The 25060-nt window shown below is 47.5% G+C and carries 25 protein-coding genes, 1 tRNA gene, 2 rRNA genes and 2 pseudogenes; 17 read left to right on the plus strand and 13 right to left on the minus strand.

Translation table 11 applies throughout. From position 1 onward, the window contains the following. Positions 1 to 2 precede the first annotated feature (2 nt). From rsgA to secB, 4 genes are all read left to right on the plus strand, one after another. On the plus strand, positions 3 to 1061 hold the full coding sequence (gene rsgA, locus ACT6PV_RS12235) for a ribosome small subunit-dependent GTPase A (protein WP_445116612.1): 1059 nt from the start codon (positions 3 to 5) through the stop codon (positions 1059 to 1061). Positions 1062 to 1154: 93 nt separating this feature from the next. Beyond that, positions 1155 to 1568: a rhodanese-like domain-containing protein gene (locus ACT6PV_RS12240; RefSeq protein WP_445116613.1), complete on the plus strand. Its 414-nt coding sequence runs from the start codon at positions 1155 to 1157 to the stop codon at positions 1566 to 1568. A 12-nt stretch (positions 1569 to 1580) separates the two neighbouring features. After that, positions 1581 to 1838, plus strand: coding sequence for a glutaredoxin 3 (gene grxC, locus ACT6PV_RS12245; RefSeq protein WP_445116614.1), 258 nt, complete (start codon positions 1581 to 1583; stop codon positions 1836 to 1838). Positions 1839 to 1898: 60 nt separating this feature from the next. Then, entirely contained in the window at positions 1899 to 2357 is a 459-nt protein-coding gene (secB, locus tag ACT6PV_RS12250; protein ID WP_445116615.1) for a protein-export chaperone SecB, read from the plus strand. 132 nt (positions 2358 to 2489) lie between these two features. Here the strand turns inward: secB and ACT6PV_RS12255 are convergent. The 4 genes and pseudogenes from ACT6PV_RS12255 to coaBC form a co-directional block, all read right to left on the minus strand. Then, positions 2490 to 3106: pseudogene (locus tag ACT6PV_RS12255) on the minus strand (alpha-ketoglutarate-dependent dioxygenase AlkB family protein). Then, positions 3090 to 3938, minus strand: coding sequence for a bifunctional transcriptional activator/DNA repair enzyme AdaA (locus tag ACT6PV_RS12260; protein ID WP_445116616.1), 849 nt, complete (start codon positions 3936 to 3938; stop codon positions 3090 to 3092). The pseudogene ACT6PV_RS12255 and the gene ACT6PV_RS12260 overlap by 17 nt, the downstream one beginning before the upstream one ends. 120 nt (positions 3939 to 4058) lie before the next feature. Next, a pseudogene (locus ACT6PV_RS12265) lies at positions 4059 to 4148 on the minus strand (cytochrome b562); the annotation flags it as partial. Positions 4149 to 4305: 157 nt separating this feature from the next. Continuing rightward, positions 4306 to 5589 carry a bifunctional phosphopantothenoylcysteine decarboxylase/phosphopantothenate--cysteine ligase CoaBC gene (coaBC, locus tag ACT6PV_RS12270; protein WP_445116617.1) on the minus strand — a complete coding sequence of 428 codons (1284 nt, stop codon included), beginning with the start codon at positions 5587 to 5589 and terminating at the stop codon, positions 4306 to 4308. Positions 5590 to 5703: 114 nt separating this feature from the next. Here coaBC and radC point away from each other — a divergent pair, with 114 nt between their 5' ends. Both radC and ACT6PV_RS12280 read left to right on the plus strand, forming a co-directional pair. After that, positions 5704 to 6408: a RadC family protein gene (gene radC / locus ACT6PV_RS12275; RefSeq protein ID WP_445116618.1), complete on the plus strand. Its 705-nt coding sequence runs from the start codon at positions 5704 to 5706 to the stop codon at positions 6406 to 6408. Between the two features lie 59 nt (positions 6409 to 6467). Continuing rightward, on the plus strand, positions 6468 to 7379 hold the full coding sequence (locus tag ACT6PV_RS12280) for a bestrophin family protein (RefSeq protein WP_445116619.1): 912 nt from the start codon (positions 6468 to 6470) through the stop codon (positions 7377 to 7379). Between the two features lie 94 nt (positions 7380 to 7473). On the opposite strand, the gene ACT6PV_RS12285 is transcribed toward ACT6PV_RS12280, so the two are convergent. After that, positions 7474 to 8325 (minus strand): PHP domain-containing protein, encoded by an 852-nt coding sequence (locus ACT6PV_RS12285; protein ID WP_445116620.1) that lies wholly within the window; start codon positions 8323 to 8325, stop codon positions 7474 to 7476. Positions 8326 to 8369: 44 nt separating this feature from the next. Between ACT6PV_RS12285 and ACT6PV_RS12290 the strand changes: the two genes are divergently transcribed. From ACT6PV_RS12290 to ACT6PV_RS12310, 5 genes are all read left to right on the plus strand, one after another. Beyond that, positions 8370 to 8984: an inner membrane-spanning protein YciB gene (locus ACT6PV_RS12290; protein WP_445116621.1), complete on the plus strand. Its 615-nt coding sequence runs from the start codon at positions 8370 to 8372 to the stop codon at positions 8982 to 8984. A gap of 25 nt (positions 8985 to 9009) precedes the next feature. Further along, positions 9010 to 9312: a YciI family protein gene (locus ACT6PV_RS12295; RefSeq protein ID WP_445116622.1), complete on the plus strand. Its 303-nt coding sequence runs from the start codon at positions 9010 to 9012 to the stop codon at positions 9310 to 9312. A gap of 4 nt (positions 9313 to 9316) precedes the next feature. Continuing rightward, entirely contained in the window at positions 9317 to 9811 is a 495-nt protein-coding gene (locus ACT6PV_RS12300) for a hypothetical protein (RefSeq protein WP_445116623.1), read from the plus strand. Between the two features lie 37 nt (positions 9812 to 9848). After that, positions 9849 to 11759 (plus strand): FAD-dependent 5-carboxymethylaminomethyl-2-thiouridine(34) oxidoreductase MnmC, encoded by a 1911-nt coding sequence (mnmC, locus tag ACT6PV_RS12305; RefSeq protein WP_445116624.1) that lies wholly within the window; start codon positions 9849 to 9851, stop codon positions 11757 to 11759. 184 nt (positions 11760 to 11943) lie between these two features. Beyond that, entirely contained in the window at positions 11944 to 12039 is a 96-nt protein-coding gene (locus ACT6PV_RS12310) for a transposase (protein ID WP_445117108.1), read from the plus strand. A gap of 344 nt (positions 12040 to 12383) precedes the next feature. Here the strand turns inward: ACT6PV_RS12310 and ACT6PV_RS12315 are convergent, their stop codons facing one another. Continuing rightward, complete coding sequence (locus ACT6PV_RS12315; protein WP_445116625.1) at positions 12384 to 12698, minus strand: rhodanese-like domain-containing protein; 315 nt, start codon at positions 12696 to 12698, stop codon at positions 12384 to 12386. Positions 12699 to 12789: 91 nt separating this feature from the next. Between ACT6PV_RS12315 and ACT6PV_RS12320 the strand changes: the two genes are divergently transcribed. From ACT6PV_RS12320 to ACT6PV_RS12330, 3 genes are all read left to right on the plus strand, one after another. Then, on the plus strand, positions 12790 to 13278 hold the full coding sequence (locus ACT6PV_RS12320) for a YajQ family cyclic di-GMP-binding protein (protein WP_445116626.1): 489 nt from the start codon (positions 12790 to 12792) through the stop codon (positions 13276 to 13278). A gap of 31 nt (positions 13279 to 13309) precedes the next feature. Further along, a complete protein-coding gene (locus ACT6PV_RS12325) occupies positions 13310 to 13813 on the plus strand; it encodes a DUF4442 domain-containing protein (protein ID WP_445116627.1) in 504 nt (167 codons plus the stop codon). Positions 13814 to 13966: 153 nt separating this feature from the next. Then, entirely contained in the window at positions 13967 to 14488 is a 522-nt protein-coding gene (locus tag ACT6PV_RS12330) for a nuclear transport factor 2 family protein (RefSeq protein WP_445116628.1), read from the plus strand. Positions 14489 to 14548: 60 nt separating this feature from the next. On the opposite strand, the gene ACT6PV_RS12335 is transcribed toward ACT6PV_RS12330, so the two are convergent. The 3 genes from ACT6PV_RS12335 to ACT6PV_RS12345 are packed head-to-tail and all read right to left on the minus strand — an operon-like array spanning position 14549 to position 16306. After that, positions 14549 to 14917 carry an acyl-CoA thioesterase gene (locus tag ACT6PV_RS12335; RefSeq protein ID WP_445117109.1) on the minus strand — a complete coding sequence of 123 codons (369 nt, stop codon included), beginning with the start codon at positions 14915 to 14917 and terminating at the stop codon, positions 14549 to 14551. 55 nt (positions 14918 to 14972) lie between these two features. Next, positions 14973 to 15410, minus strand: coding sequence for a thioredoxin TrxC (gene trxC, locus ACT6PV_RS12340; protein ID WP_445116629.1), 438 nt, complete (start codon positions 15408 to 15410; stop codon positions 14973 to 14975). Next, positions 15410 to 16306: an alpha/beta hydrolase gene (locus ACT6PV_RS12345; RefSeq protein ID WP_445116630.1), complete on the minus strand. Its 897-nt coding sequence runs from the start codon at positions 16304 to 16306 to the stop codon at positions 15410 to 15412. The genes trxC and ACT6PV_RS12345 overlap by 1 nt, the downstream gene beginning before the upstream one ends. 126 nt (positions 16307 to 16432) lie before the next feature. On the opposite strand from ACT6PV_RS12345, the gene ACT6PV_RS12350 reads away from it, so the two are divergent. Beyond that, a complete protein-coding gene (locus ACT6PV_RS12350) occupies positions 16433 to 16768 on the plus strand; it encodes a TIGR01244 family sulfur transferase (protein ID WP_445116631.1) in 336 nt (111 codons plus the stop codon). Positions 16769 to 17005: 237 nt separating this feature from the next. On the opposite strand, the gene ACT6PV_RS12355 is transcribed toward ACT6PV_RS12350, so the two are convergent. After that, positions 17006 to 18667, minus strand: coding sequence for a hypothetical protein (locus ACT6PV_RS12355; protein ID WP_445116632.1), 1662 nt, complete (start codon positions 18665 to 18667; stop codon positions 17006 to 17008). Between the two features lie 144 nt (positions 18668 to 18811). On the opposite strand from ACT6PV_RS12355, the gene ACT6PV_RS12360 reads away from it, so the two are divergent. Both ACT6PV_RS12360 and ACT6PV_RS12365 read left to right on the plus strand, forming a co-directional pair. Continuing rightward, a complete protein-coding gene (locus ACT6PV_RS12360; RefSeq protein ID WP_445116633.1) occupies positions 18812 to 20203 on the plus strand; it encodes a dihydrolipoyl dehydrogenase in 1392 nt (463 codons plus the stop codon). A 93-nt stretch (positions 20204 to 20296) separates the two neighbouring features. After that, complete coding sequence (locus ACT6PV_RS12365) at positions 20297 to 21346, plus strand: 5'-methylthioadenosine/S-adenosylhomocysteine nucleosidase (protein ID WP_445116634.1); 1050 nt, start codon at positions 20297 to 20299, stop codon at positions 21344 to 21346. A gap of 71 nt (positions 21347 to 21417) precedes the next feature. On the opposite strand, the gene rrf is transcribed toward ACT6PV_RS12365, so the two are convergent. The 3 genes from rrf to ACT6PV_RS12380 form a co-directional block, all read right to left on the minus strand. After that, positions 21418 to 21532: ribosomal RNA gene (gene rrf, locus ACT6PV_RS12370) — 5S ribosomal RNA — on the minus strand. A gap of 175 nt (positions 21533 to 21707) precedes the next feature. Continuing rightward, a 23S ribosomal RNA gene (locus tag ACT6PV_RS12375) occupies positions 21708 to 24599 on the minus strand. A 349-nt stretch (positions 24600 to 24948) separates the two neighbouring features. Further along, a tRNA-Ala gene (locus tag ACT6PV_RS12380) sits at positions 24949 to 25024 on the minus strand. Between the last annotated feature and the right edge of the window lie 36 nt (positions 25025 to 25060).

Consider the following 25060-nt stretch of genomic DNA (forward strand, 5'->3'; position numbering starts at 1 on the left):
GAATGGCTTTAATCCGTAAGCGTCGTTTAACTGAACAACAGCAGCGCCGCATTCAGAAACAGCAGCAGACACGCCAGCAGGACATGGACACCTCCAGCGACCTGGAAGGCCTGGTGGTTCAGCATTATGGACGGCAGCTTGAAGTACAGGCCCTGTCGGTTCCAGATGTGCCATCCATTAAACCGGAAGCCCGGAACGGAGAGCCCGAAGCCGCATGGAAACCGGTTGAAATCGGCAGTATATGGCGCTGTCACACCCGCACCAACCTGGAACTGCTGGTCACTGGTGACAGAGTCAAATGGCAGGCAGACCCCAATACCGGTTTAGGGATCATTACCGCCATTCACCCGCGCACATCACTGCTGACACGGCCGAATCGCTATCATAAAGTCAAACCCGTGGCTGCCAATATCAGTCTAATTGTGATTGTCTTTGCACCCCTGCCGGAACCGGCACCGACACTGATTGACCGCTACCTGGTGGCCTGTGCAGATGCTGACATCCCGGCACTGCTGCTGCTGAATAAAGCCGATCTGCTGCAACCGGATGACCCGATTTTACAACTGACGGCAGAATATCAGTCCCTGGGTTATGAAGTCATGCAATGTCAGTCCGACGGTGATCTGAATGGGCTCATTCAGCGATTGGATGGTGAAACAGTTGCCTTGGTCGGCCAGTCTGGTGTCGGTAAAAGCTCACTGATCAATGCCATTGTGCCGGATGCTGCACAAAAGACCAATATCATCTCTGAGAATTCTGCCCTCGGGCAGCACACCACCACATCCACCCGTTTAATCGGTTTTGGTGAAAATGGCGCACTGATTGACTCACCCGGTATCCGGGAGTTTGGCCTGTGGCATCTGGACATGGAAAAAATTGAAAAGGGCTTCCCGGAAATCTCCGACCGGATCGGTTATTGTCAGTATCGAAACTGTACCCATACCCATGAAAGACAATGCGCCTTAAAACAGGCCGCTGCCTCCGGGGAAATATTGCCACGACGCCTGAACAGCTATTTGCAGCTGATTGAAGAAATTACTGAGGCACAACAAAAAAATTAGTTTTCTTTTGCGCAGCCCTTGAAGCGATGATTTTGATCACCATATATATACGCTATACTCAAACCCAATTTTGATTTGTAATTTAGGTGGCTTGTGGAACGCTGGTTGGAATTTATGGGGAATCACCCCTTTTTATTTGGTATTTTAGGGGTGCTGATTGTTCTGTTCTTTGTGTTTGAAGGACAGCGCAATGGGCGTAAGATTTCACCACAGTCACTGGGTATTCTGGTCAAGGCTAAAAATGCCATGCTGATTGATTTACGGGATGGCAAGGATTTCCGCGATGGTCATATCAGTGGCAGCCGTAATATTCCATTCAGCCAGATTTCAAGTCATATTGATGAGTTAAAATCAGCAGACCGCCCCCTGGTCTTCATCTGTAATCTGGGCCAGGTTGCAGGCAGTGCCCTGCAGAAGGTCGGTCATGCAGACAGTTATCGTCTCGATGGCGGTGTCAGCAACTGGAAAGCTCAGGGCCTGCCCCTGATTAAAGCGAAAAAGGCTTAAGGAGTCAGAATCATGACCGCTGAAGTAAAAGTTTATTCAACAACTTTCTGTCCATACTGTGTTCGTGCAAAACAGCTTCTCGAGCGTAAAGGTGTTGCTTATACAGAAATCAATCTCTCCAATGAAGCACCGGAAGTCCGTATGGAACTTACCCAGAAAACCAGTCACCGGACGGTGCCTCAGATTTTCATTAATGATCAGTTCATTGGCGGTTTTGACCAGTTATACGCGCTGGAGCGTGATGGCAAACTTGACCAGATGCTGACCTGAACACTGACCATCCAGACATTTATCATAAAATCATCCGCTTCATATTTAAGGAAATAAAGAATGAGTGAAGAACAACAGGCGCAGCCACAACTCGCTTTAGAACGTATTTACACCAAAGACTTGTCATTTGAAGTCCCAGGGGCCAGCGTTTTTACCAAAGAATGGCAGCCTGAGCTGAACATTAACCTGTCTTCTGCTGCTGAACAGGTTGACCCGACCCATTATGAAGTGTCCTTAAAAGTTGTGGTACAGGCCAATAATGCCGGTGATACGGCATTTATTGTCGATGCCACTCAGTCCGGTATTTTCCTGATCAGTGATATCGATGAAGACCGCCTGCCGTACATTCTGGGTGCGTACTGCCCGAACATTCTGTTCCCGTTCTTACGTGAAGCAGTCAATGATCTGGTGACCCGTGGAAGCTTCCCTCAATTACTGCTGACTCCGATCAATTTTGATGCAGAGTTTGAGGCAAATGTACAACGTGTCAGCGAAACTGCTGCTGAAGGTCAGGCTTAAAAAACCACAGGCCTCAAACATTGCCAGGATCAATGTTGTCTGTTGTGCCTGCCTCGTCCTGAACAAAAAAGGCTGAAATCATTTCAGCCTTTTTTTTGTTGGTCTCATGTGTCAACATTCATGCAGCACTACTCATGTTGTAAAGTTTTCAATGGTCCTGAAGGTCAGATTGATGCGGGCCGTCTGTCCCGCTTTGTCGGTGGCAAACGATGCAGCCAGTAAGTCTGTGTCTTATCCTTCATGATCAGCAGACTGCCATGCTGTAGCCATATATCAACTTTGTCCTGTGTCTTTTTATGTTTAAAAGCAAATTTTCGTTCCGCCCCCAGGCTCAGCGAAGCGATGGCACCGTCCTTTCTTAAATCCTTTTCACCATCACTGTGCCAGGCCATGCCTTCACTGCCGCTGTGGTACAGATTCAGTAAGCATGAATTAAATTGTTCACCACTGAACTGTTCAATCATCCCTTTCAGCTCAAGTAAGGCTCTGGTCCAGGGCAAGGCATATTTCGAAGTATTGGAATAGGTATACTCAAATGCCTGGTCGCCATACCAGGCCACTTTTCTACTGGTCACAATCCTTTTACCAAAAATGACGGCCTCGTCATGCTGCCACGCAATACTGTGCAGCAACTGTTCAAAAAAATCATCGGCCTGCGCCGCATTCAGGATTTTCCCATAATAATGTACCATCCCATCACAGGGCAGCAGGTTTGGATACAATTGGGCGCCTTCAGCTGTTTTCTGCATGCAGATGACCTCCTTCCCAGCCAATGATTGCCGTTTTGCGAATGCTGCCCCATCGGTATGCGCCCAGTGTTCCTGTTGCCTGAATCACACGGTGACAGGGAATTAAAAAAGCAACCGGATTATTGCCAATGGCGGTTCCCACCGCGCGAAATGCTTTCGGATGTCCCATCTGCTGTGCAATATCGCCATAACTCATCAGTTGTCCCATGGGAATTCTGAGCAGGCTTTCCCAGACTTTCAACTGAAAATCGGTGCCTTTTAAATGCAGCTTGATCTGGCTCAACTGGCTCCGCTCATATCTGAAAATCTGCAGTGCATGCTGCTGCATGTCGTCAGACTGCTGCTGAAACTCAGCCGCCGGAAACTTTTGCCGCAGCTGCTCAATCGCATTCTGTGCATCATCAATAAAAGCCAGATGACAAATTCCCCGCGATGTGGACGCAATCAGCACCGGACCAAAAGGCGTCATATCCAGGTCATAACTGATCTGTAAATTTTTGCCGCCATTTTTATATTCAGCCGGGGTCATGCCTTCAATCTGTATAAATAAATCATGCAGCCGGCTGGAACTGGACAGCCCTGTTGCATAAGCCGCATCCAGGACGTTACTGTCATGTTCCTGTCTGAGCATCTTCCTGGCATGCGCCAGGCTGATATATTGCAGGAATTTCTTTGGACTGGTCCCTGCCCACTCGGTAAACAGGCGCTGAAAATGTGCCGGGCTTAAATGAAGATATTCCGCTATTTCTTCCAGCCCCGGCTGTTGCTGAAAATTACGCTGTATATAGTCAATCGCTGTAGCAATACGGTCATAATTCATCTGTGAGCGCATATTGATATCCTGAAAAAACCTGTATGCATGCACTTTAACAGTGCCGGCCGTGACTGAAAATCCGAATCATGCTGAGTTCAGCTTTTTAGACCGATTGTGTCGTGCAAACAGCCACAAAAATCAGCGATAATATTGATGCCCCGGATCCCGGATCTCTGCCAGTTTCCTGCCCTGCTGCTTCACTTCATCCAGCTTTCCCGCCTGTACCAGCGCCATACTGTGCAACACAAAGAATGTCAGCATAAAAACTGCAGTTATCGTTTTTTATCATATCAATGTCCCATCAAATGAACACTGTGGCTGGTCTGTATAGATGAAATATCCATTGAATGCTGTCGGCCCGGCCCCGATCAGCATCTTTATATTTTTATAAAAGTGACGAAGACTGGGCGGATCCAGCCTCATAATGCAAGGCATCATGAATGGCTTCCACCAGTTGCTGTGCGATTTCCTGTTTGGATGCTTTTTCCAGTTCCCGTTTTTCCATCTGGTATTGCGCCGCAAAAAACACCATCATGGCATTTTCATCTGAAGCAAAACCAATATCCGGACGGGAGACGTCATTACAGGCAATCATATCCAGTTTTTTTGCCACCAGTTTTTCGCTTGCGTATTTTTCCACATCACGGGTTTCAGCAGCAAAACCCACCATAAATGGACGCTTTTGCTGCTGAGCAATGGCGGCTACGATATCCGGATTCTTGACCAGTGAAACCTGCAGTTCATCACCGGTTTTTTTAATTTTATGTTCAGCGATCTGTGCCACCCGATAATCCGCCACCGCAGCAGTGGCAATAAAAATATCACAGCCTTCCTTCAACTGTTTCATGCTTTCATCCAGCATATTCAGGGCAGATGCAGTATTGATACGCCGCACGCCATTCGGCGTCTCCAGACTGACCGGGCCGGCAATCAGAGTCACTTTTGCACCGGCGGCATAACAGGCCGCGGCAATGGCAAATCCCATTTTCCCGGTACTGTGATTGGAAATATAGCGAACCGGATCAATCGCTTCACGGGTCGGACCTGCGGTAATCACCACATGCTGGCCTGCCAGCAGCCCGAATTTTTCTGCAACAGCCCGCTGCGCTCTGTGAAAATACTGCATGACCTGCCGTGCCACATCCTCAGGTTCCGGCATCCGCCCCAGACCGACATCCCCACAGGCCTGAGCACCGGCATCGGGCATAATCACGTGTACACCATCATCCACCAGGGTATTCAGGTTACGCTGTGTTGCCCTGGCCGCCCACATTTGCTGATTCATGGCCGGTGCCACCCAGACTGGGGCACTGGTGGCCAGATATAAGGTACTGAGCAGGTCATCGGCAAGACCGGCTGCAAATTTGGCCATGGTGTCACAGCTTGCCGGAGCCACCAACAGCAGATCTGCCCACCGCGCCAGCTCAATATGTCCCATGCCGGCCTCAGCAGCCGGATCCAGTAATTCAGTATGCACAGGATTACCCGATAATGCCTGAAATGTCAGCGGCGTAATAAAGGCCTGAGCCCCCTGGGTCATGACCACACGGACATTAAAACCATAATCCTTCAACCGGCGTACCAGTATGGCACTTTTATAGGCCGCAATGCCGCCGGTAACCGCAAGAATAATATTTTTACTGGAAATCACACTGAGATCGAAACTCACTATCAGACCACCTTTCTGTTGCAGTGGCGCTCACAATATCATTAAATAATCCGGGACCCAAGACCTTCGGTCTGCAATTATGAAAAGTAATATAAATCAATACAGTGACCTACAATGAATAATTCAATTAAACAATGGCCTGAACAGGAACGGCCAAGAGAACGGCTATTACAACAGGGGGCCGCCAGTCTGTCTGATGCAGAACTGCTGGCCATCTTTTTGCGCTCAGGTTCCAGACAACATTCCGCTGTGGAACTGGCTCGTTTACTGATTCAGCATTTCGGTGGACTGAATCCGGTTTTTGATGCCTCACTGGACGACTTAAGCCAGTTTCATGGCATTGGCGCCACCAAATATTCCCAGCTGATGGCGGTCAAGGAACTGGGACGACGTTATTTAAAACATCATATTGCTCACAAAGCGGACTTAAGCCGTTCAGACCTGGTTCAGGATTATCTGCGTTATGAACTGCTGGGCGAATCCCGGGAAGTTTTTGCAGTCTTGTGCCTGGACAGTCAGCTACGCAACCTGAGTTTTAAAAAACTGTTTTTCGGATCGGTCAATTATTGTGATATCTCCATCAACCAGTTGCTCAGACATGCCATTCAGCAACAGAGCACTTACCTGGTGATTGCACATAATCATCCCCTGGGCATGGCACAGCCCTCCGAGCAGGACCTGCAGTTAACCCGGAAAATTGCCAGTGCCTGTGAACTGGTTGAAATCCGGCTGATGGATCATGTGATTATTGCAACTGAGCAGACTTTTTCCTTTGCTGAACATAATCTAATCAAACCCCTGCTGCTGGATGCCGGATGATATTGACAAAATGACATGAACCAGTAGGATCAGATGAAAAATATCCAGAAACAGATCACATGATTGTCCGCGAACAGAATGACACCCTGAGACTGCTTTTTTCATGGCGTGGCACCATTCTACCCAAAGTACTGCCGCCGCTTGGTTTTGTGATGCTGATTTCCGCTGTGGTCGGCGGGGTTGAATATGCAGATCTATATCGCTTTCCTGAACTTCCGCTGGTGGGTTTTACCCTGATTGGGGTCGTACTTTCCATTTTTCTGGGCTTTAAAAATACTGCCTGCTATGACCGCTGGTGGGAAGCCCGCAAACTGTGGGGAAGCCTGATTGCCACTGCCCGTCATTTTGACCGTGACTGCCGTATTCTGCCTCAGGGCCGACGCGAACGTGTAATTCAGCATGTGATTGTTTTTGCCAATGTACTGCGGGACCGGTTAAGGCACCAGACCGCCAACCCCATGTCACTGGTGGAAGCCAGCGGCATGAGCCAGCAGGCGCTGGCCCAGCTGTATCAGCAGAACAATGCACCGCAATACACCCTCAGCCTGATTCAGTGGGAATTGATGCAGGCGCTGAAGGAAAATGAAATTTCCGACATTATTTACACCCAGATAAATCAATATGTTGCCGAGCTGAGCCTGGTACAAACCGGTTGTGATCGTATTGCCACTACGCCCCTGCCCTTTGCCTATTCGGTCCTGCTGAACCGCACGGTTTATTTTTTCTGTTTTATGCTGCCTTTCAGCCTGGGTTCCCTGCTTGGACTGGCAACGCCGTTGCTGGTGGGTATCCTCGCTTATACTTTTCTTGGGCTGGATGCGCTGAGTACCGAAATTGAAGAACCGTTTGGCACCCAGAGTAATGACCTTCCGCTGGATTCAATGGTCAGAACCATTGAAATTGAATTACTGGGAACCCTGGGTAAACCGACGCCACCACCAATTCAGGCCCAGGATCATAACCTGCTTTGAGTTCCGCATGCCCTGGCCACTGTTCACTGCATGCCGCACAAACAGCAAAGCCGGGCCGGAACAGCCTGAGTACAAACTTAAAGTACCGGCCAGTTTACTGAAAGCTTTCCCAGATCCCTGCCTGCCCTTCATGCACTTTCGGGACATTGCCCAGTTTAATCCACGGCATATTTTCCCCGTGAAAATCACTGCCCACGGAGACCTTTAAATTAAACTGAGCGATCATCCGATCCACCATCTGCCGGGTCGATGCAGGCTCCGTTGCAGGAGGAAGTTCAATTGCGTCGCCACCATGCCCGGCGAAAAGTTCAATCAGATAACGGACATTGGTTGCCGACAGATCATAGCGGGTTGGATGCGCCAATACTGCAAACCCCTGGCTCTGATGAATCACTGCAATGGTTTCAGCCAATCCCGGCCCATCAAATTTTACGTAGGCCTTTTTCCCTTCCTTAATGTATTTATCAAATGCCTGTTGAGGTCGTGCCACAACACCTTTTTCCACCAGTGCACGGGCAATATGTGTCCGGGTAATCCGGTCCGCCTGACCATCCACCTGGACCATCACATCCGCATAAATGTCCTGACCTGTCAGGGGGATGAGTAAATTACAAATCTGCCTGGCCCGTTCAGCACGAATCTTCTGTTGCTGCGCCAGCAATTGCTGCAGGGGTTCCGGGTTCTGCATGTTCAGCGCCACAATATGAACCCCATAACTTTTCCGGGTGGCAGGCCTTGCCCACTGGCAGGAAATTTCCGCACCGGAAATCAGCCGGATTGGTTGGCTTTTTGCAATCTGTTCGGCCTGAATTAAGCCATCCATGCTATCGTGGTCAGTCAGTGCCAGGGTATGAATCCCTTTTTCCAGTGCAGCAGCAACCAATTCTGCCGGGGACAGCGTTCCATCAGAAATATTACTGTGTGTATGTAAATCCACGCCCTGCATCTTTTATACTATCCCATCCACCTGAACAGATCAGATACTCTAACATGAAAGCACTCCTGGACTTTGTGCCAATCATTATTTTCTATTATTTACTGAAAACCGTTGACCCCAAGGATAACCACCATCCTTTGCTACAACTGATCGACTATTCCGGGGGGGCAAATAATAATGACATTCTTGTTGCAACTGCGGGTTTAATTATTTCCATGCTGGTCATTTACGGTGGTTTGTTTATTTACCAGAAATTCAGACTTGAAAAACAGCAATGGATTGTCTTATTACTGACCATTGTGCTGGGTGGTGTGACACTGGCCTTAAGGGATGCAACCTATATCAAATTAAAAGCCATTCTCCTGAACCTGGTTTTTGCCGGTGCTTTCCTGCTGTCCCCTTATTTTGGAAGCGATAAAAAACCACTGATCCAGCGGTTATTCGGTCCGGTACTGGAACTCTCCCCCAAAGGCTGGATGAATTTAAATTATGCCTGGGTCATTATGTTCATTGTCATGTCCCTGTTGCATACCTTTTTCGCCTTTATCTTCATGAATGGAAAATACTGGGGTGAATTTACTGCTTTTGGTGACATGATTGTGATGTTTTCCTTTATCATTATCCAGTTTATTGTCTTACGTAAACACTTTAAATCGACTGATGAATAATGTGTTATCAAACCAGAGAAATCACATGCCTTTATTTGTAATTACCTGCACGGATCACGAAGGGACCATTGAAAAACGCCTAGCGGTCCGTCCACAGCATTTAGCCCGTATCCGCTTACTGGATGCCGAAGGTCGTGTCATTGTTGCAGGTGCCATGCCAAAAGACCGGGAAAACCCACAGGCCGGTTTCTATGGCAGTACCATGATCCTGGATTTTGAAACCCGTGAAGCCCTGGACGCCTGGCTGGCTGAAGAACCCTTTCTCAGGGAAGGCGTTTATGCGCATATTGATGTCAAACCTTTCAATAAAGCGCTGCCGGAAGGATAAAATAATGCATATTCTGCTCAAAAGCCTCATGGGTTCCTTATTGCTTTGCTCGCTGGCCTGGGCAGAACCGTCCCCCCCCAATACCACAACTGCACAGACGACAACTGCAACAACAGCCGATGCCGGTCAGCCTGCGTCCAGGCCCGGCATTATTCCTGCGGTTGCAGGTACCGGCCCCCGGGTACAGGCTCCGCAGGATAAACCGCTGACAGCAGAACAGATCAACCGCGAAAAAACCTCCCAGGATGCAAAGGTCAAAGCACAGCTGAAAGATCAGGGGATCCGCCTGCAACAACTGGAAAGAGCCAATCTGGAAGCTTTGTCACAGAATCAGGAATTACAGCTGAAAAATGACAACCTGGGCGTACAGTTACAGGTCCTGCAAAGTGAAACCAGCGCACAGATGTTTCTTTATGGTGCTGCGACCATTGCAATCGGCGTCCTATTGGGCTTCTTCATTGCCAGCTATATCTATACCAAACGCCGCCGCCAGTGGTGATGGTATTACGTCCTGATCTCTGAAAGGTTCTCCTGTTTTGTCTGAAGCCATTCAAACTGCCTTACTGGACTGGCAAATTGCCGACGGTATTGAAATTCCAGTGTCCCGCCAGTTTGGCGACGTTTATTTTTCCAGGGACAATGGACTGGAAGAAACCCGGCATGTCTTTTTAAATGGCAATGATTTATCCACCCGTCTTACATATCTACAGGACCATGAATATTTCTGCGTCGGTGAAACAGGATTTGGCACAGGATTGAATATCCTGGCATTATGGCAGTTATGGCAGCAGGTCCGACCGGATAATCACAGCCATCTGCATGCCATCAGTGTTGAAAAGTTCCCCCTGACCCGGGATGATCTGATCCGGGCCTTAAACGCCTGGCCTGAGTTACAGCCATTGTCACAGCAGCTGACTGAACAATATCCCCTGCCCATTCCGGGTTGCCACCGCCTGAATTTCCCTGAACAACGTTTTTCGCTGGATTTATGGCTGGGGGATGCAGACACTGTTTTCCCGGTCATTCCAGTACTAAAAGCCGTCAATGCATGGTTTCTGGACGGTTTTGCGCCTGCATGTAATCCGGACATGTGGCAGGACAATATTCTAAAGCATATTGTGCGTCTCTCAGCACCTGGCAGCACCTTTGCCTCTTTCAGCGTAGCCGGTGTATTAAAACGCGGTCTGAGACAGCACGGTATACAGGTTTCAAGCCCCCGCGGCTTTGGGCACAAACGGGAAATGCTGAAAGCCATCTGGCCTGTAACGGCTCCGGAAAACACATTGACTGTGAATACATTGGATGCCGGCACCAGTACAGATGCCGTTTCTGCTCAACAGCAATCAATGGTCCATGCTCAGCGTCAGATTGCCATTATTGGTGCTGGAATTGCCGGTTTAAGCTGCGCATGGGCACTGGCCATGCGGGGCCATAAAGTAGTACTGTACGATCAGACAGCCCCACTGGCAGGTGCATCCGGCAACCCATTGGCACTGCTCACCCCCAGACTCAGTCCAATTGAACAGAGTTCAGTGCATCTGATGACCGTGGCCTGGCAGTTTGCACTGAATCATTACATGCAATTTGACGCCTTTCGTCCAATTGCAGTGCATCAGCTTGCACTGAAAAAAGCGGATGAATTGCTGGGTCTTGCCGGAGAATATCCCGAGGGCTTGCTCAAAGCCCAACAAGCCGGTGAACTGGACATGACAACAGCCTATGCCAGTCTATACCTGACACAGGCCGGCACCATCCGCCCGCATCAGTTAAGCGATCAGATGCTGAATCATCCCCTGATCCAGTTTCAGCAGGCCCATGCTGGCGCCATAACAAAAATGCCGGATGGCCGCCTGACCGTATCGGATACTGATCAGCATTCACTGGGCATATTTGATCATGCCATTGTCTGCTGTGCCAGGCACAGCCATGCATTTTTTGAAAACTACCCAATACTGAGACCGATCCGAGGGCAGATCAGCTGGCTCAACAATCAGCAATCGGTTTTAAATACTGATCAGGCCTATAGTTATGGGGGGTATTGCATGCAACTGGATCCTGCACAGCTGATTTTAGGGGCGTCCTTCCACCCCGGGCGGGAAGATGATGAAGTACTGATCGAAGACCATGTGCATAACCATGATCTTATCCACAAGGTATTTCCACAGTATGCAGAACAACTGAGCCCCGTGGAACAATGGCAGGGCCGTGCCTCCATCCGCGCACAAAGTCCGGATTTTTTTCCATTGGTGGGGAAATTGCAGCCGGATTCTGAAATTTACACCCTGGCCGGGCTCGGTTCAAAAGGCTTCCTGTATGCCCCGCTATGCAGTGAACTATTGATGGCCCTCCTGTTGGGTGAAGCCTGCCCGCTTCCGGAAAAACTGTTCCTACAGCTGGACCCGCTGCGCTTTGAAAAGCGTAGGAAATCCCGCAGATCACTGTCCTGATTCAGGTGCCAGGCTTTCTGATCCAGCTTATTTGCAGAATTCATGTGACAGAAAATTATTTACCGGATAGCTTGAGTATTTATTCCGGAATTTACCCAGGTCAAAGCATCTTTTGATCCCGGACAATGCATTCATTCACAAAGTCAAGTAAATACAAAAACTTGATGAAACGTATAATGTACCAATCGCCTATCTTCCGGCATATAGTCCTGATTTAAATCCGATTGAACAGGCATGGTCTGTACTGAAAAGGAAAGTCAGCGAATATTTCCATCTGTGAGGTTTTGGACATCGGATTTAAAGAGATGTAGCTTTTAATTTACATGTGGCTATACAACAATTCTCAGCTGAAATAGGGCGAGTATCTACGAGTGATTGAGCAGCATAAAAATTCCCATTGCTTTTTTCTGATTATAAAGCTTTCTCTAACCGGATGAACCGAGCAAAGCGACCTTACAATATTTGAGCCTGAATCGGGCGTAAGCGAATATGAGGTATTTTGAAATAGGATGTATTTAAAAATCAGATATACTTTAAAAGTGCTGTCTGGTTAATTCAATGCCGTGTGCATACAAAACAGATGCTTTCATTGGCCATAAAAAAGCGCCTTGCGGCGCTCTTTTCCTATACACCCTCTTCCAGGGGTAAGCCTGCAGCACGTGCGGCACGTGTTCCGCCCATCAGAACAACATAATCACGTGAGCTATCAAGGTTTTCCATTTTTTCCGCAGCACGTGGCGCCTTACTGCCACCACCACATAAAATATAAATGGACTGATCCGAATTCACCTGAGCCAGACTGTCTGCATTCAAATCATCAATGGGTTGATTTACCGCCCCCCTGATATGGCCTTCCGCATATGATTTTGCATCACGGACATCCCATATGACTGCATTTTCCGGGAACTCAAATGTTGTAATTTCTTGTTTACGGATCATTGTGCACTCCTTTGATGTAAACAACACTTGGCAAATGAAGAAAACATCCCTAGCATCTCAGATATTCTTTCCATTTGTAAAGGTCTAAACGATGCCTTCATTCGATATTGTCTCTGAATTAGAAATTTTTGAAGTCAATCATGCAGTTCAGAACACACAAAAAGAAATTGCAACACGCTTTGATTTCCGTGGGCAGGACGTTTCCATTGAGCTGAACGAAAAGGGAAAGGAAATTAAAATCAGCACGGAAAGCGATTTCCAGTGTGAACAGGTGTACAGCATGCTTGAAGGTCATTTCTTTAAACGTAAAGTCGATATTCAGGCGCTTGACCCTCAGCCAGCCACCGCTTCTGGCAAACACATTGTCCAGCAGATTAAACTCAAGGATGGACTTGACTCTGACACCGCAAAAAAAATAAATAAAGCCATTAAAGAAAGTGGCATTAAAGTGCAATCATCCATTCAGGGCGACAAAATTCGGATTACAGACAAAAAACGCGATACCCTGCAACAGGTCATGGCGTTTCTGAAAGAACAGCAATTTGGCGTTCCATTACAGTTTAATAATTTTAAAGACTGAACGTCTTTTCATATCAGGTGGACCCACTATCATGACTCAGACCAACCGTTTATCCAAACTTGTAAAAGCGACCTCTAAATTCCCTAAAGGCATTCGCAGTACGCTGTGGAGTAAGGCGTTTGGTCGAATTGTGCCTATGGTGGGTACAGCCAATATTAAATACCTGGAAGTCAGCCATTCAAAAGTTGTGGTAGAAATTAAAAACCACCGTGCCATGCAAAACCATATTGGACAATTACACGCTGTTGCAATGGCGCTGATTGCTGAAACAGCAACAGGTTTTGTCACAGGCATGAATGTCCCGGACTCCTGTATTGTCCTGATTAAAAGCATGCATATTGAATATAAACGACCATCTAAAGGTGATATGACTGCAACAGCGACTTTGAGCAAGGAACAAATCTTAGAAATGCAAAGCTCTGAAAAAGGTGAAACACTGGTTCCAGTCACCCTTATGGATGAGTCTGGAAAAGAGCCTGTAGAATGCCAGATGGTGTGGGCATGGGTGTCAAAAGAACGTCTGAAAAAGAAATAAGGATAAATCTGGAAATGTAAATAAAACTTACTGTTTAGTAAGTATAAAATTTACCAAAGCACAAATAATCAGTGACGATTATTCACTGTATTCATACCTATTTACTCATCAAAATGGTGTTATTCCACGACCACCGAACTATTGAGAATAGTCATGCGATCAGCTACTCCAGGAAAATTTATTGCACTTAGCCTAATTCTAAGCCCTCTTTTATTTCTCACTGCATGTGCCCAGAATCCAGATCAAGTGGCTAAAGCTGCAACGGGCAACACATTATCAGCGATTTCAGCAGCCCAACAGGCACAACAAAATAAAGCCATCGTGATTGACTTTTATGAAGGCATATTTCTCAAACATAAAGTACAGGAATATGCGGACCGCTATATTAGCAATACCTATACCCAGCATAATCCATCTGTTCCTGACGGCAAGAACGCAGTTATAGAATACTTTACGACTTACTTCAAAGAAAATCCAGATGCAACTACCTCCATCAAACGTGTGATTGCACAGGGAGATCTGGTTGTATTACATGTGCATTCCACTCGGAATAAGCAGGACCGTGGAGCTGCAATCATGGATATTTTCCGAGTGAAAAATGGCAAAATCGTGGAACTCTGGGATGTCATCCAGCCGATTCCTGAACAAAGCGCCAATAACAACACCATGTTCTGATCAAGCAAAAATCCCGGCAATGGCCGGGATTTTTTCATTCAGCAGATCATCAGCACAGGGTTAACTTCCCTCGTATGCCAGATATTTCTGCCTGACCTCTTCAGTAATCTGACGTTTCTCCCCTTTGACATCCACAGCAACAAAAGTGAACACCCCTGCTGTAACACGTTTGGGTATCCGGGAGCTGTCATGACTGTCCCAGACCTCAATCTGCATCTGGATGGATGTATTGCCGACTTTTAAAATTCGGGTATAACAACTAATGACATCACCCACCTTCACCGGGACCAGAAAAGTCATCTGATTAATTGAGATTGTTGCACAGCGTCCCTGACTGAAACGCTCCGCATGAATTGCTCCTGCCAGATCCATCTGTGAAACAATCCAGCCACCAAATACATCACCACTCCAGTTGGTATCCGCCGGCATTGCAATCGTTTGAAGGGACAATGTACCTTCAGGTTTTATCTGAGAATCTGACACATTAGCTCCGGGCATGGACATTCAATTGCTGGTCCAGCCATTCCTGTAACTGACTGGAGCGCAGCGCTCCGCTTATTCTAGCAACTTCCGTGGTTTTATTCATCAGCACCAGCGTCGGAATACTGCGTACATGAAAAGCACTGCTGAGCCGTGGATTGGCTTCGGTATCAATTTTGCCGAATACCACATGCGGATTATGTTTTGCAACCTCAGCAAAATGCGGGGCCATCATTTTGCACGGGCCACACCAGTCGGCCCACAGGTCAACCAGAATGGGCAAGTCACTATAGGTCACATAATCACTGAAATTCTGTTCGTTCAATTCAATCGGAGCCAATGGAATCAATGTATGATGACACTGGCCGCAATTCGGACTGGAATCAATTTTTTCTTCAGGCACACGATTTTTTGCATGGCAGGATGGACAGACAATAATCATCACCTCACTCCGGTATATTGATGCAGGAACTCCAGCTGCGTTGCAATGGCTTTTTCCCGCCACTGACCATGATAAATATCAAAATGAGAGAGATCCCATTCATGATACTGTACAAATGGTGCAATATTGGTTGCTGCTTCACGGCTGGAAATAATGGGAACAAACTGATCTTTCAGTGCTGCAATAAACAGCACCGGAATATTAATCTTCCTGACGGTCTGAACAGGTCGGTAACGGATCAGATTCAGAAATACCCGGGCCGGGACTTCGCCACTCCAGTAATATTCAGAACTGACAATCGACATATAGCCCTGGTAATTGTCCTGGCCGGGGATAAAACATAAATCAAAGGGATGAACTACAGGTAGTTTTTTCGGAGCAAGACCCACGCCAGACCCCATATAATCCTGGCTTGATAATTTCAATGCCCGTGGAAGCTGCTGAATCGAATAGGACTTTGCACTTTCTGCACCATCAACAAATGGCATCTGTACCATGACAGCCTGCACATTCTTCAGCTCCGACGCCAGCGTCAGTACATAGCCGCCACTTAATGACGTCCCCCACAGCACAATTTTCCGATGATTGATATTTTTCTGAGCAGCAACATGCGTCACCACGGTTTTCCAGTCGTCCAGCTGATGCTTAATGGAGACCAGCTCACGGGGATATCCTGTACTGCCTCCCCAGAAACGATAGTCAAACAGAACCACGGCATAGCCGGCCTGGGCAAAGCGCTGTGCATACTGAACCAGTTTAAATTGACGCAGCGCAGCAAAACCATGTGCCATAATAATCACAGCTGGTTTTTTGATAGCTTCCGGTTGATAGAAATCCCCAGCAATAATATTCTGCCCACTCTGAATATAGAGAGGTTCTACGGTATAAGCATACATACGCGCTCCATTGCGTTATATTTTTCTGGTATTCTTTTATCAATATGCTTTGTCATTTAAACTCAGATCCAGGCTTAATGTTATTATATTAGCATAATTGTTTTTGCTGGATGCCGGAGTGACACCATGAGTGAAAATGTAGGTTTTGCAGGTCAGATTGGCCCTGAACAGATCCCACAGGTTGCTGAAAAAGGATTTAAATCCGTAATTAATAATCGCCCGGATATGGAAGGTGGTCCTGAGCAACCGGCCAGCGCACAGATTGAAGAAGCGGCCCGTGCCGCAGGCTTGGATTATGTTTATCAGCCGGTGGTGGCCGGACAGATCACTGAAATCGATGTCCGCACCTTTGCCAATCACTTTAATGAATTACCCAAACCCATTCTGATGTTCTGTCGTACCGGTAACCGCTCGAACAATTTATTCCAGCTGGCCAGGCAAATGGATCTGCTGGATGACTGAAACATACGTCACTTCCAGTTGAAACTGGCAGACATTGAATTGAGGATGCATACGTGAATAGAATATTACTGATCATGCTGTGTTGTTTTGCCGTTGCTTCATGCAGCTCTATGAATGTCAGGCCGACCGTTGGGGTCAGCATGGGAACACCGCTATAACACCGTTGCCTGAACCAGAATAAAAAAACAGCGCCTCAGCGCTGTTTTTTTATTCAATCACCTGTATTCATGTAAGGGACTACAGCAATGCAGTCCACGGCTTGATAAAGGAGCAACCGGATGAACCGTATGGGCTTGAATCAAAGGGCTGTCCGCTTACTGACTCCATGTCAGTCCGTGTGGCATTTAAAACATAGATCATGGCTGATTCGATCGTTTTACCACTTACCGTTGATGTTGCCCTGATCTGAACAGTCTGCCATCCGGCATACCTTCTCAGGTAATTCACCTTAAAGTCAAACTTACCTGATGCATCTGTGGTGTAGGTATATTCATTTGCGACTTCATTGTTATTCTGATCAACCAGACTTGTGGCCAGCGATGCATTGCTCGCTTCTGCCACTGCCCCACAGACCACCTGAGTCCGTGGAGAAATCTCATAACGCTCAATCAGACTTTTACGGCTTTCCACTTCAGCGATTGAATTATTCACCATACTGATTTCATAATTCTTTGCATCAATCTGCCCCTGAATACGCCTCTTTTCCAGTTCATCTGCCCCTGCAGCCAGTTGACTGTTCAGAGCAACCAATTCGGACTGCAATCCACCCAGACGCTGCTGTAATGGCTGTAATTCACGGATATCAATGTCCAGAATATCAGCATTTCTTAAACGCTCGACTGTTTCCCCGGTAACAAACTGCCCTCGGGTACCGGACACAATATCTATGGTCATTGTAACTTTCTGGTCTTTTAAGGGCTTACCATCGATATCAACAACCTGCGCTGAAAAATTTTCAGAATAGAAAGTCCGCGCTGGATTTGAAGAAAGCTCATTGGAATTACCAAAAGTAATATTTCCTACCGGCGTAACCGTATTGCCCTCAATCACATTCAGCTTCAGCGGCTTCATGACTTTGACACCATTCGGGTCAGTAATGGTCGCTTCCAGGCTGATCCCCTGCGACATTAATGCAGTAGCAGCAGATCCTGTCGTCATGGGTAATCGGATATTAAAGCCTGCATTCCCATATTGGTCTGTCACACCCGTGGAAGGCCCTTCTATAGTCACCCTGTTGTTATCATAATCCAGCACAGCAAGTGAAACCGTCTGACCTGCCAATGAACCGGCACCGGCATCAAGCGCCTTCACCGTAATGAAGGCGTTATCCCCTTTCACCGATAAATTATTTTTATTGGACTGGATAAATAAATCATAAAGCGGCTTTTCTGCCTCAGACTCAACAACTGTAAATTTATATTCACCAATCTGCTGATCTTCTGCATTCATAATTCTGATCTGAATACCATCGGACAATAAGGCCCGATTGGATGATTGTGCCAGCCGAACCGTATAAACAGCATAACCATTTTCATCTGTTGTCTGTTCGGCCGTACCTTCAAAAGAAGCCCCCAGCGCCTGAGCATTCACAATCTGTAATTTGACAGTTCCCCCGCTGATGGCGCCGCCGGTATCTGCATCCAGTAATTTGACATTTAAGACAGCGGTATCCCCCGTCAATAATAACGCTGTTTTTGCAGCTGAGGCATTGACATAGTAGTTACCAGAATCCTGGATAGTGCCTTCACTTCCTTCAGAACCATTTTCTGAGCCATTACCGGCCGGGCTTTGCACAGGCTCCGCCCTGTAATAGCCTTCACTTCCACCACCACCACAACTGACCAACAAAATAGATATAGCAATTGCAGAAAGTTTTGCAGTAAATTTTTTTGTATCCATTTAATTCCCCGATTTCCCCATTACACAAAGAAAGTTTGTTATGTTGTAAATATTTGCTGATATGTAAACACAGTTCATGGAAACTGTAAACATCATGCAAAAAATGTTTTTTATTGTGAACAAGTCAGAATCAGGATTCAGCTCATGTTTGATATCATCATCATCGGTGCAGGTACAGCAGGAATCAGTGCCTACAAAGAAGCCATAAAATATACATCCAATTTACTGATTGTAAATAAAGGCAGCTGGGATACCACCTGCGCCCGTACAGGATGTATGCCAAGCAAGGCACTGATCTCCATTGCCAATCGAATGAATGATATCCAGCATGCAAATGAACTTTCCCTGAACGTCAAAGCTGAAATTGATACATCGGCTGTCATGCAACAGGTCAGGGCACTGCGGGATCGTTTTACCGGTGCAACCCTGAAGGATGTCGACAGCTGGAACCCAGCCCACAAAGTCTCAGGTGAAGCCCGATTTATTAATGCTGACACCATAGAAGTCAATGGAAACCAGTACCAGGCCAGGAGCTTTATTCTGGCCGTAGGCTCCACGCCCAACATTGAACCGGAATGGCAGCAGGAGCTGGGAGACAGACTGGTCACTTCAGATGAAATCTTTGAACTTGAGTCACTCCCCGAAACACTGGCCATCATCGGCAGTGGCGTCATTGCCATAGAACTGGCCCAGGCCATGCACCGGCTTGGAGTAAAAACCACGGTGTTTACACGCAGTACGAAAATCGGCCCATTAACCAGCCCGAATTTACGGCAATTGGTTCAGACAGAAATATCAAAAGAACTGGATATTAAACTCAAAACATTGCCACATACTGTCAAAAAGACTACAGCAGGCGTGACAATCCAGTATCAGCAGGACCAGGAAGAGCACCAGCTGCAAGTAGACTATGTTCTCAGTGCAATCGGCAGAAGCAGTAATCTCAGCCATCTGAATCTTGGCAATCTGGATCCGCAATTCAGTGATAGCACCCGGCTGCCCGTTGATCCCCAGACCAAACAACTGGGTGATTATCCAATTTTTATTACCGGAGATGCTTTTACCGAAACACCCATCCAGCATGAAGCCGCTGTAGAAAGCCGGCTCGCTGTGCATAACTGCCTGAATTACCCAAAAATTCAGAATATTAAGACACTGATTCCGCTGTCCATTGTTTTCAGTTCTCCTGAAATGGCCCGCATAGGGCAGAATTATGCAAACCTGAGTGAGTCTGATACAGATTTCGTGACCGGATTTGTGTCCTATGAAAGACAGGGCCGTGCAATTCTGACCGGAAAAAACAAAGGGGCTGCAGAAGTCTATGTCGATAAGCACACACGCAAACTGCTGGGGGCAGAACTTTTTGTTGAAGATGCCGAACATATGGCACACCTGCTGAGCTGGATCATGGGCGAAGCACTCAGCATTGATGAAATCCTGAAAAAGCCATTTTTTCATCCAACATTGGAAGAAGGCTTACGCACCGCACTGAAGCATGCAAGGCGGCAACTGGATCAATCATCATCAAAACCATAACATAATCATAAAGCAGAGAATATTTGGCATTGGAATATTTTTTGCTTGCTTAACTTTTAATCTATTTTTAATTTTTACATTTATGGGTCTGCCATGCATTTATTCAAATTATCCCTGCTTGTCCTTTGTGCCGCCGTTCCAGCCATCTACCTGACAGCCTGCAAATCCTCTTCAGCTGAGGCCTCGCAACCGGATAACCGCACCAGCCATTTAACAGATGATACGCCCCGACTCGGTATTATTGCGGCATTTGGTCAGGAAGCTGACTTACTCATACAATCAACAGAGCATAGAAAACAATACATAATTAATGGCCGGAAATTTATAACCGGACAATTGGAAAATACCGACGTCGTGATTACGCTCAGCGGCATCAGCATGACCAATGCAGCAATGACCACCCAGATGATGACTGACCACTTTCAGTTAAAAGGTCTTGTTTTCAGTGGAATTGCAGGCAGTTTAAATCCTGATCTGCAGGTTGGCGATGTTGTCATTGCCCGCAGCTGGATCGCACCCAACGAGGTTTATTATGCTGCAAATCAGGAATTACCTGACGCCTGCGGGAAAGCCGGAGATATTTCCTGCCTGGGTTTAAAACTTGATGAAACAATTCCCGCCTATGGCACTCAGTTTTTTCGTCAGACCAACGTCATCAATGCAAACAACTACCAGGAGGTGGCTTTAAGTACCCAGGATGATCACGGTGAAACTCCTGTTGCATATGGTGAAATGAAAACTGATTTCCCTGTTGATGCGAAAATGCTGAGCATTGCCAGTAAAGTACAACATGATACACAGCGTCATCTGGAAGCCATTTGCCAGACCAGTAACGACTGTTATCAACCTAAAATTATCATGGGGCAGCGGGGTGTATCCGGTGGTGCATTTCTTGCAAATACTGAATATCGTAATTACTTACATCAGCAAATGGCCGGGGATGTCGTCGACATGGAAACCGCAGCAGTCGCTCAGGTTGCTTACTCCAACAGCATTCCCTTCATCGCCTTTCGCAGTCTTTCCGACCTTGCAGGTGCAGACCATGACCCCAATGTAGCTGCTTTTTTCAGTTCAGGCGTAGCACAGCGCAATGCCGCCAGACTGACCATGAACTTCATTCAGGAATGGACTGCTACGAATTAGTCCTGTTCAGTCATTTTCTCATGCATATAAAAAAACACCCCGACCTTTTTGGCCGGGGTGTTTAAATAATGAGCTGGCGATGACTTACTCTCACATGGGTAACCCCACACTACCATCAGCGCTAAGAGGTTTCACTTCTGAGTTCGGGATGGGATCAGGTGGTTCACTCTCGCTATGGTCGCCAGCACAACTGTTATGGATACTCACTGCGGTCTTATTTAAATGCCACAGCTTTCAGCCAAAAGAGTATTAACAGAATATCTGAGTTGAATATTGTATCCGGCTTTTTAACTGAATCAATTAACTTTGATCCTTTTCATGAAATCAATCAATGCCTCATAAACAACCGCTTGGGTGTTGTATGGTCAAGCCTCACGATCAATTAGTACTGGTCAGCTTCACACGTCACCGTGCTTCCACATCCAGCCTATCAACGTCCTGGTCTCGAACGGATCTTTAGTGAACATAAAGTTCAAGGGAAATCTTATCTTGAGGTGGGCTTCCCGCTTAGATGCTTTCAGCGGTTATCCCTTCCGAACATAGCTACCCGGCGATGCGACGGGCGTCACAACCGGTACACCAGGGGTTCGTCCACTCCGGTCCTCTCGTACTGAGAGCAGATCCTCTCAAATTTCCAGCGCCCACGGTAGATAGGGACCGAACTGTCTCACGACGTTCTAAACCCAGCTCGCGTACCTCTTTAAATGGCGAACAGCCATACCCTTGGGACCTGCTTCAGCCCCAGGATGAGATGAGCCGACATCGAGGTGCCAAACACCGCCGTCGATATGAACTCTTGGGCGGTATCAGCCTGTTATCCCCAGAGTACCTTTTATCCGTTGAGCGATGGCCCTTCCATTCAGAACCACCGGATCACTAAGACCTACTTTCGTACCTGCTCGACTTGTGGGTCTCGCAGTCAAGCGCGCTTTTGCCTTTATACTCTACGCGTGATTTCCGACCACGCTGAGCGCACCTTCGTACTCCTCCGTTACTCTTTAGGAGGAGACCGCCCCAGTCAAACTACCCACCAGACACGGTCCTCGTCCCGGATAACGGGACAGAGTTAGAACCTCAACATTACCAGGGTGGTATTTCAAGGATGGCTCCAGTCAGACTGGCGTCCAATCTTCATAGCCTCCCACCTATCCTGCACAGATAAGGTCAAAGTTCAGTGTCAAGCTGCAGTAAAGGTTCACGGGGTCTTTCCGTCTAGCCGCGGGTACACTGCATCTTCACAGCGATTTCGATTTCACTGAGCCTCTGCTGGAGACAGCGCCGCCATCATTATGCCATTCGTGCAGGTCGGAACTTACCCGACAAGGAATTTCGCTACCTTAGGACCGTTATAGTTACGGCCGCCGTTTACTGGGGCTTCGATCAGGAGCTTCGCTTGCGCTGACCCCATCAATTAACCTTCCAGCACCGGGCAGGCATCACACCCTATACGTCCACTTTCGTGTTTGCAGAGTGCTATGTTTTTAATAAACAGTTGCAGCGGCCTGGTTTCTGTGGCTGCCAACAGCTCAGGGAGCAAGTCCCGTCACCGTCAGCAGCGTACCTTCTCCCGAAGTTACGGTACCATTTTGCCTAGTTCCTTCAGCAGAGTTCTCTCAAGCGCTTTGGTCTACTCGACCTGACCACCTGTGTCGGTTTCGGGTACGATTCCTGTGTAACTGAAGCTTAGAGACTTTTCCTGGAAGCAGGGTATCAGCCACTTCGTAAGTAAAACTTACTTGATGTCAGCTCTCAGCATAAAGCACCCCGGATTTGCCTGGGATACATGCCTACAACCTTTCACCTGGACTACCATCGCCAGGCTGACCTAACCTTCTCCGTCCTCTCATCGCATTACACAGAAGTACTGGAATATTCACCAGTTTCCCATCGACTACGCCTCTCGGCCTCGCCTTAGGGGTCGACTCACCCAGCCCCGATTAACGTTGGACTGGAACCCTTGGTCTTTCAGCGAACGGGTTTTTCACCCGTTTTATCGTTACTCACGTCAGCATTCGCACTTCTGATACCTCCAGCATGCTTCTCAACACACCTTCATCAGCTTACAGAACGCTCCCCTACCACTTGACCATAAGTCAAATCCGCAGCTTCGGCACATGGTTTTAGCCCCGTTACATCTTCCGCGCAGGCCGACTCGACCAGTGAGCTATTACGCTTTCTTTAAAGGATGGCTGCTTCTAAGCCAACCTCCTGGCTGTCTGTGCCTTCCCACATCGTTTCCCACTTAACCATGATTTTGGGGCCTTAGCTGGCGGTCTGGATTGTTGTCCTCTTGACTGCGGACGTTAGCACCCGCAGTCTGTCTCCCGGATAGTACTCACAGGTATTCGGAGTTTGCATCGGTTTGGTAAGTCGGGATGACCCCCTAGCCGAAACAGTGCTCTACCCCCTGTGGTATTCGTCCGAGGCGCTACCTAAATAGCTTTCGGGGAGAACCAGCTATCACCAGGCTTGATTAGCCTTTCACCCCTATCCACAAGTCATCCCCTGGCTTTTCAACGACAGTGGGTTCGGCCCTCCAGTCAGTGTTACCTGACCTTCAGCCTGCTCATGGATAGATCGCCTGGTTTCGGGTCTATACCCAGCAACTATGCGCCCTATTAAGACTCGGTTTCCCTACGGCTCCCCTAGACGGTTAACCTTGCTACTGAATATAAGTCGCTGACCCATTATACAAAAGGTACGCAGTCACCGAACAAGTCGGCTCCCACTGCTTGTATGCATGCGGTTTCAGGATCTGTTTCACTCCCCTCACAGGGGTTCTTTTCGCCTTTCCCTCACGGTACTGGTTCACTATCGGTCAGTCAGGAGTATTTAGCCTTGGAGGATGGTCCCCCCATGTTCAGACAGGGTTTCTCGTGCCCCGCCCTACTCGTCTTCATCATGCATGCCCTTTCGTGTACGGGACTATCACCCTCTGTGGTTGCTCTTCCCAGAGCATTCCGCTAGAACATGCATCACTTTATGGGCTGTTCCCCGTTCGCTCGCCGCTACTCAGGGAATCTCAATTGATTTCTTTTCCTGGGGGTACTGAGATGTTTCACTTCCCCCCGTTCGCCTCGCATGACTATGTATTCATCATGCGATACCTACCTTATGGTAAGTGGGTTTCCCCATTCAGATATCTCCGGATCAAAGGATATTTGCCGCCTCCCCGGAGCTTTTCGCAGGCTGTCACGTCTTTCTTCGCCTCTGACTGCCAAGGCATCCACCACATGCACTTAATTACTTGACCATACAACCCCAAACAGTCGTTATTACCTACAAGGAGTAATAAGACAGGGACAATGATTGCTCATCAATCCCCTACAGTCTGAAGTACTGTGAATTCAATCACTGTACAGCTTCAATCAATTTCATATACCAAAACGCTTGATTCAGTTTGTTCGCTAGTGCTCATTTCATTCAGCATCAACAGTTCTCTGTTAAAACTTCATAAAATAAGCTAAACAATTATTTCAACTCAAATATATGCTGTTAATGATTCCATACCGCCTCGTCAGCAGGTAGGTATCCGTGATGAATCACAGAAGTTAATAAACTGAATGTTCATTAAATTCTGTAATCTCTCAGTTTGTAATCAGTGGTGGAGACTAGGAGAGTCGAACTCCTGACCTCCTGCGTGCAAAGCAGGCGCTCTACCAACTAAGCTAAGTCCCCGACTTATCAATAAGTCAATGTGTCTGATTTTCCGTA

The organism is Acinetobacter sp. WZC-1 (assembly GCF_052544965.1).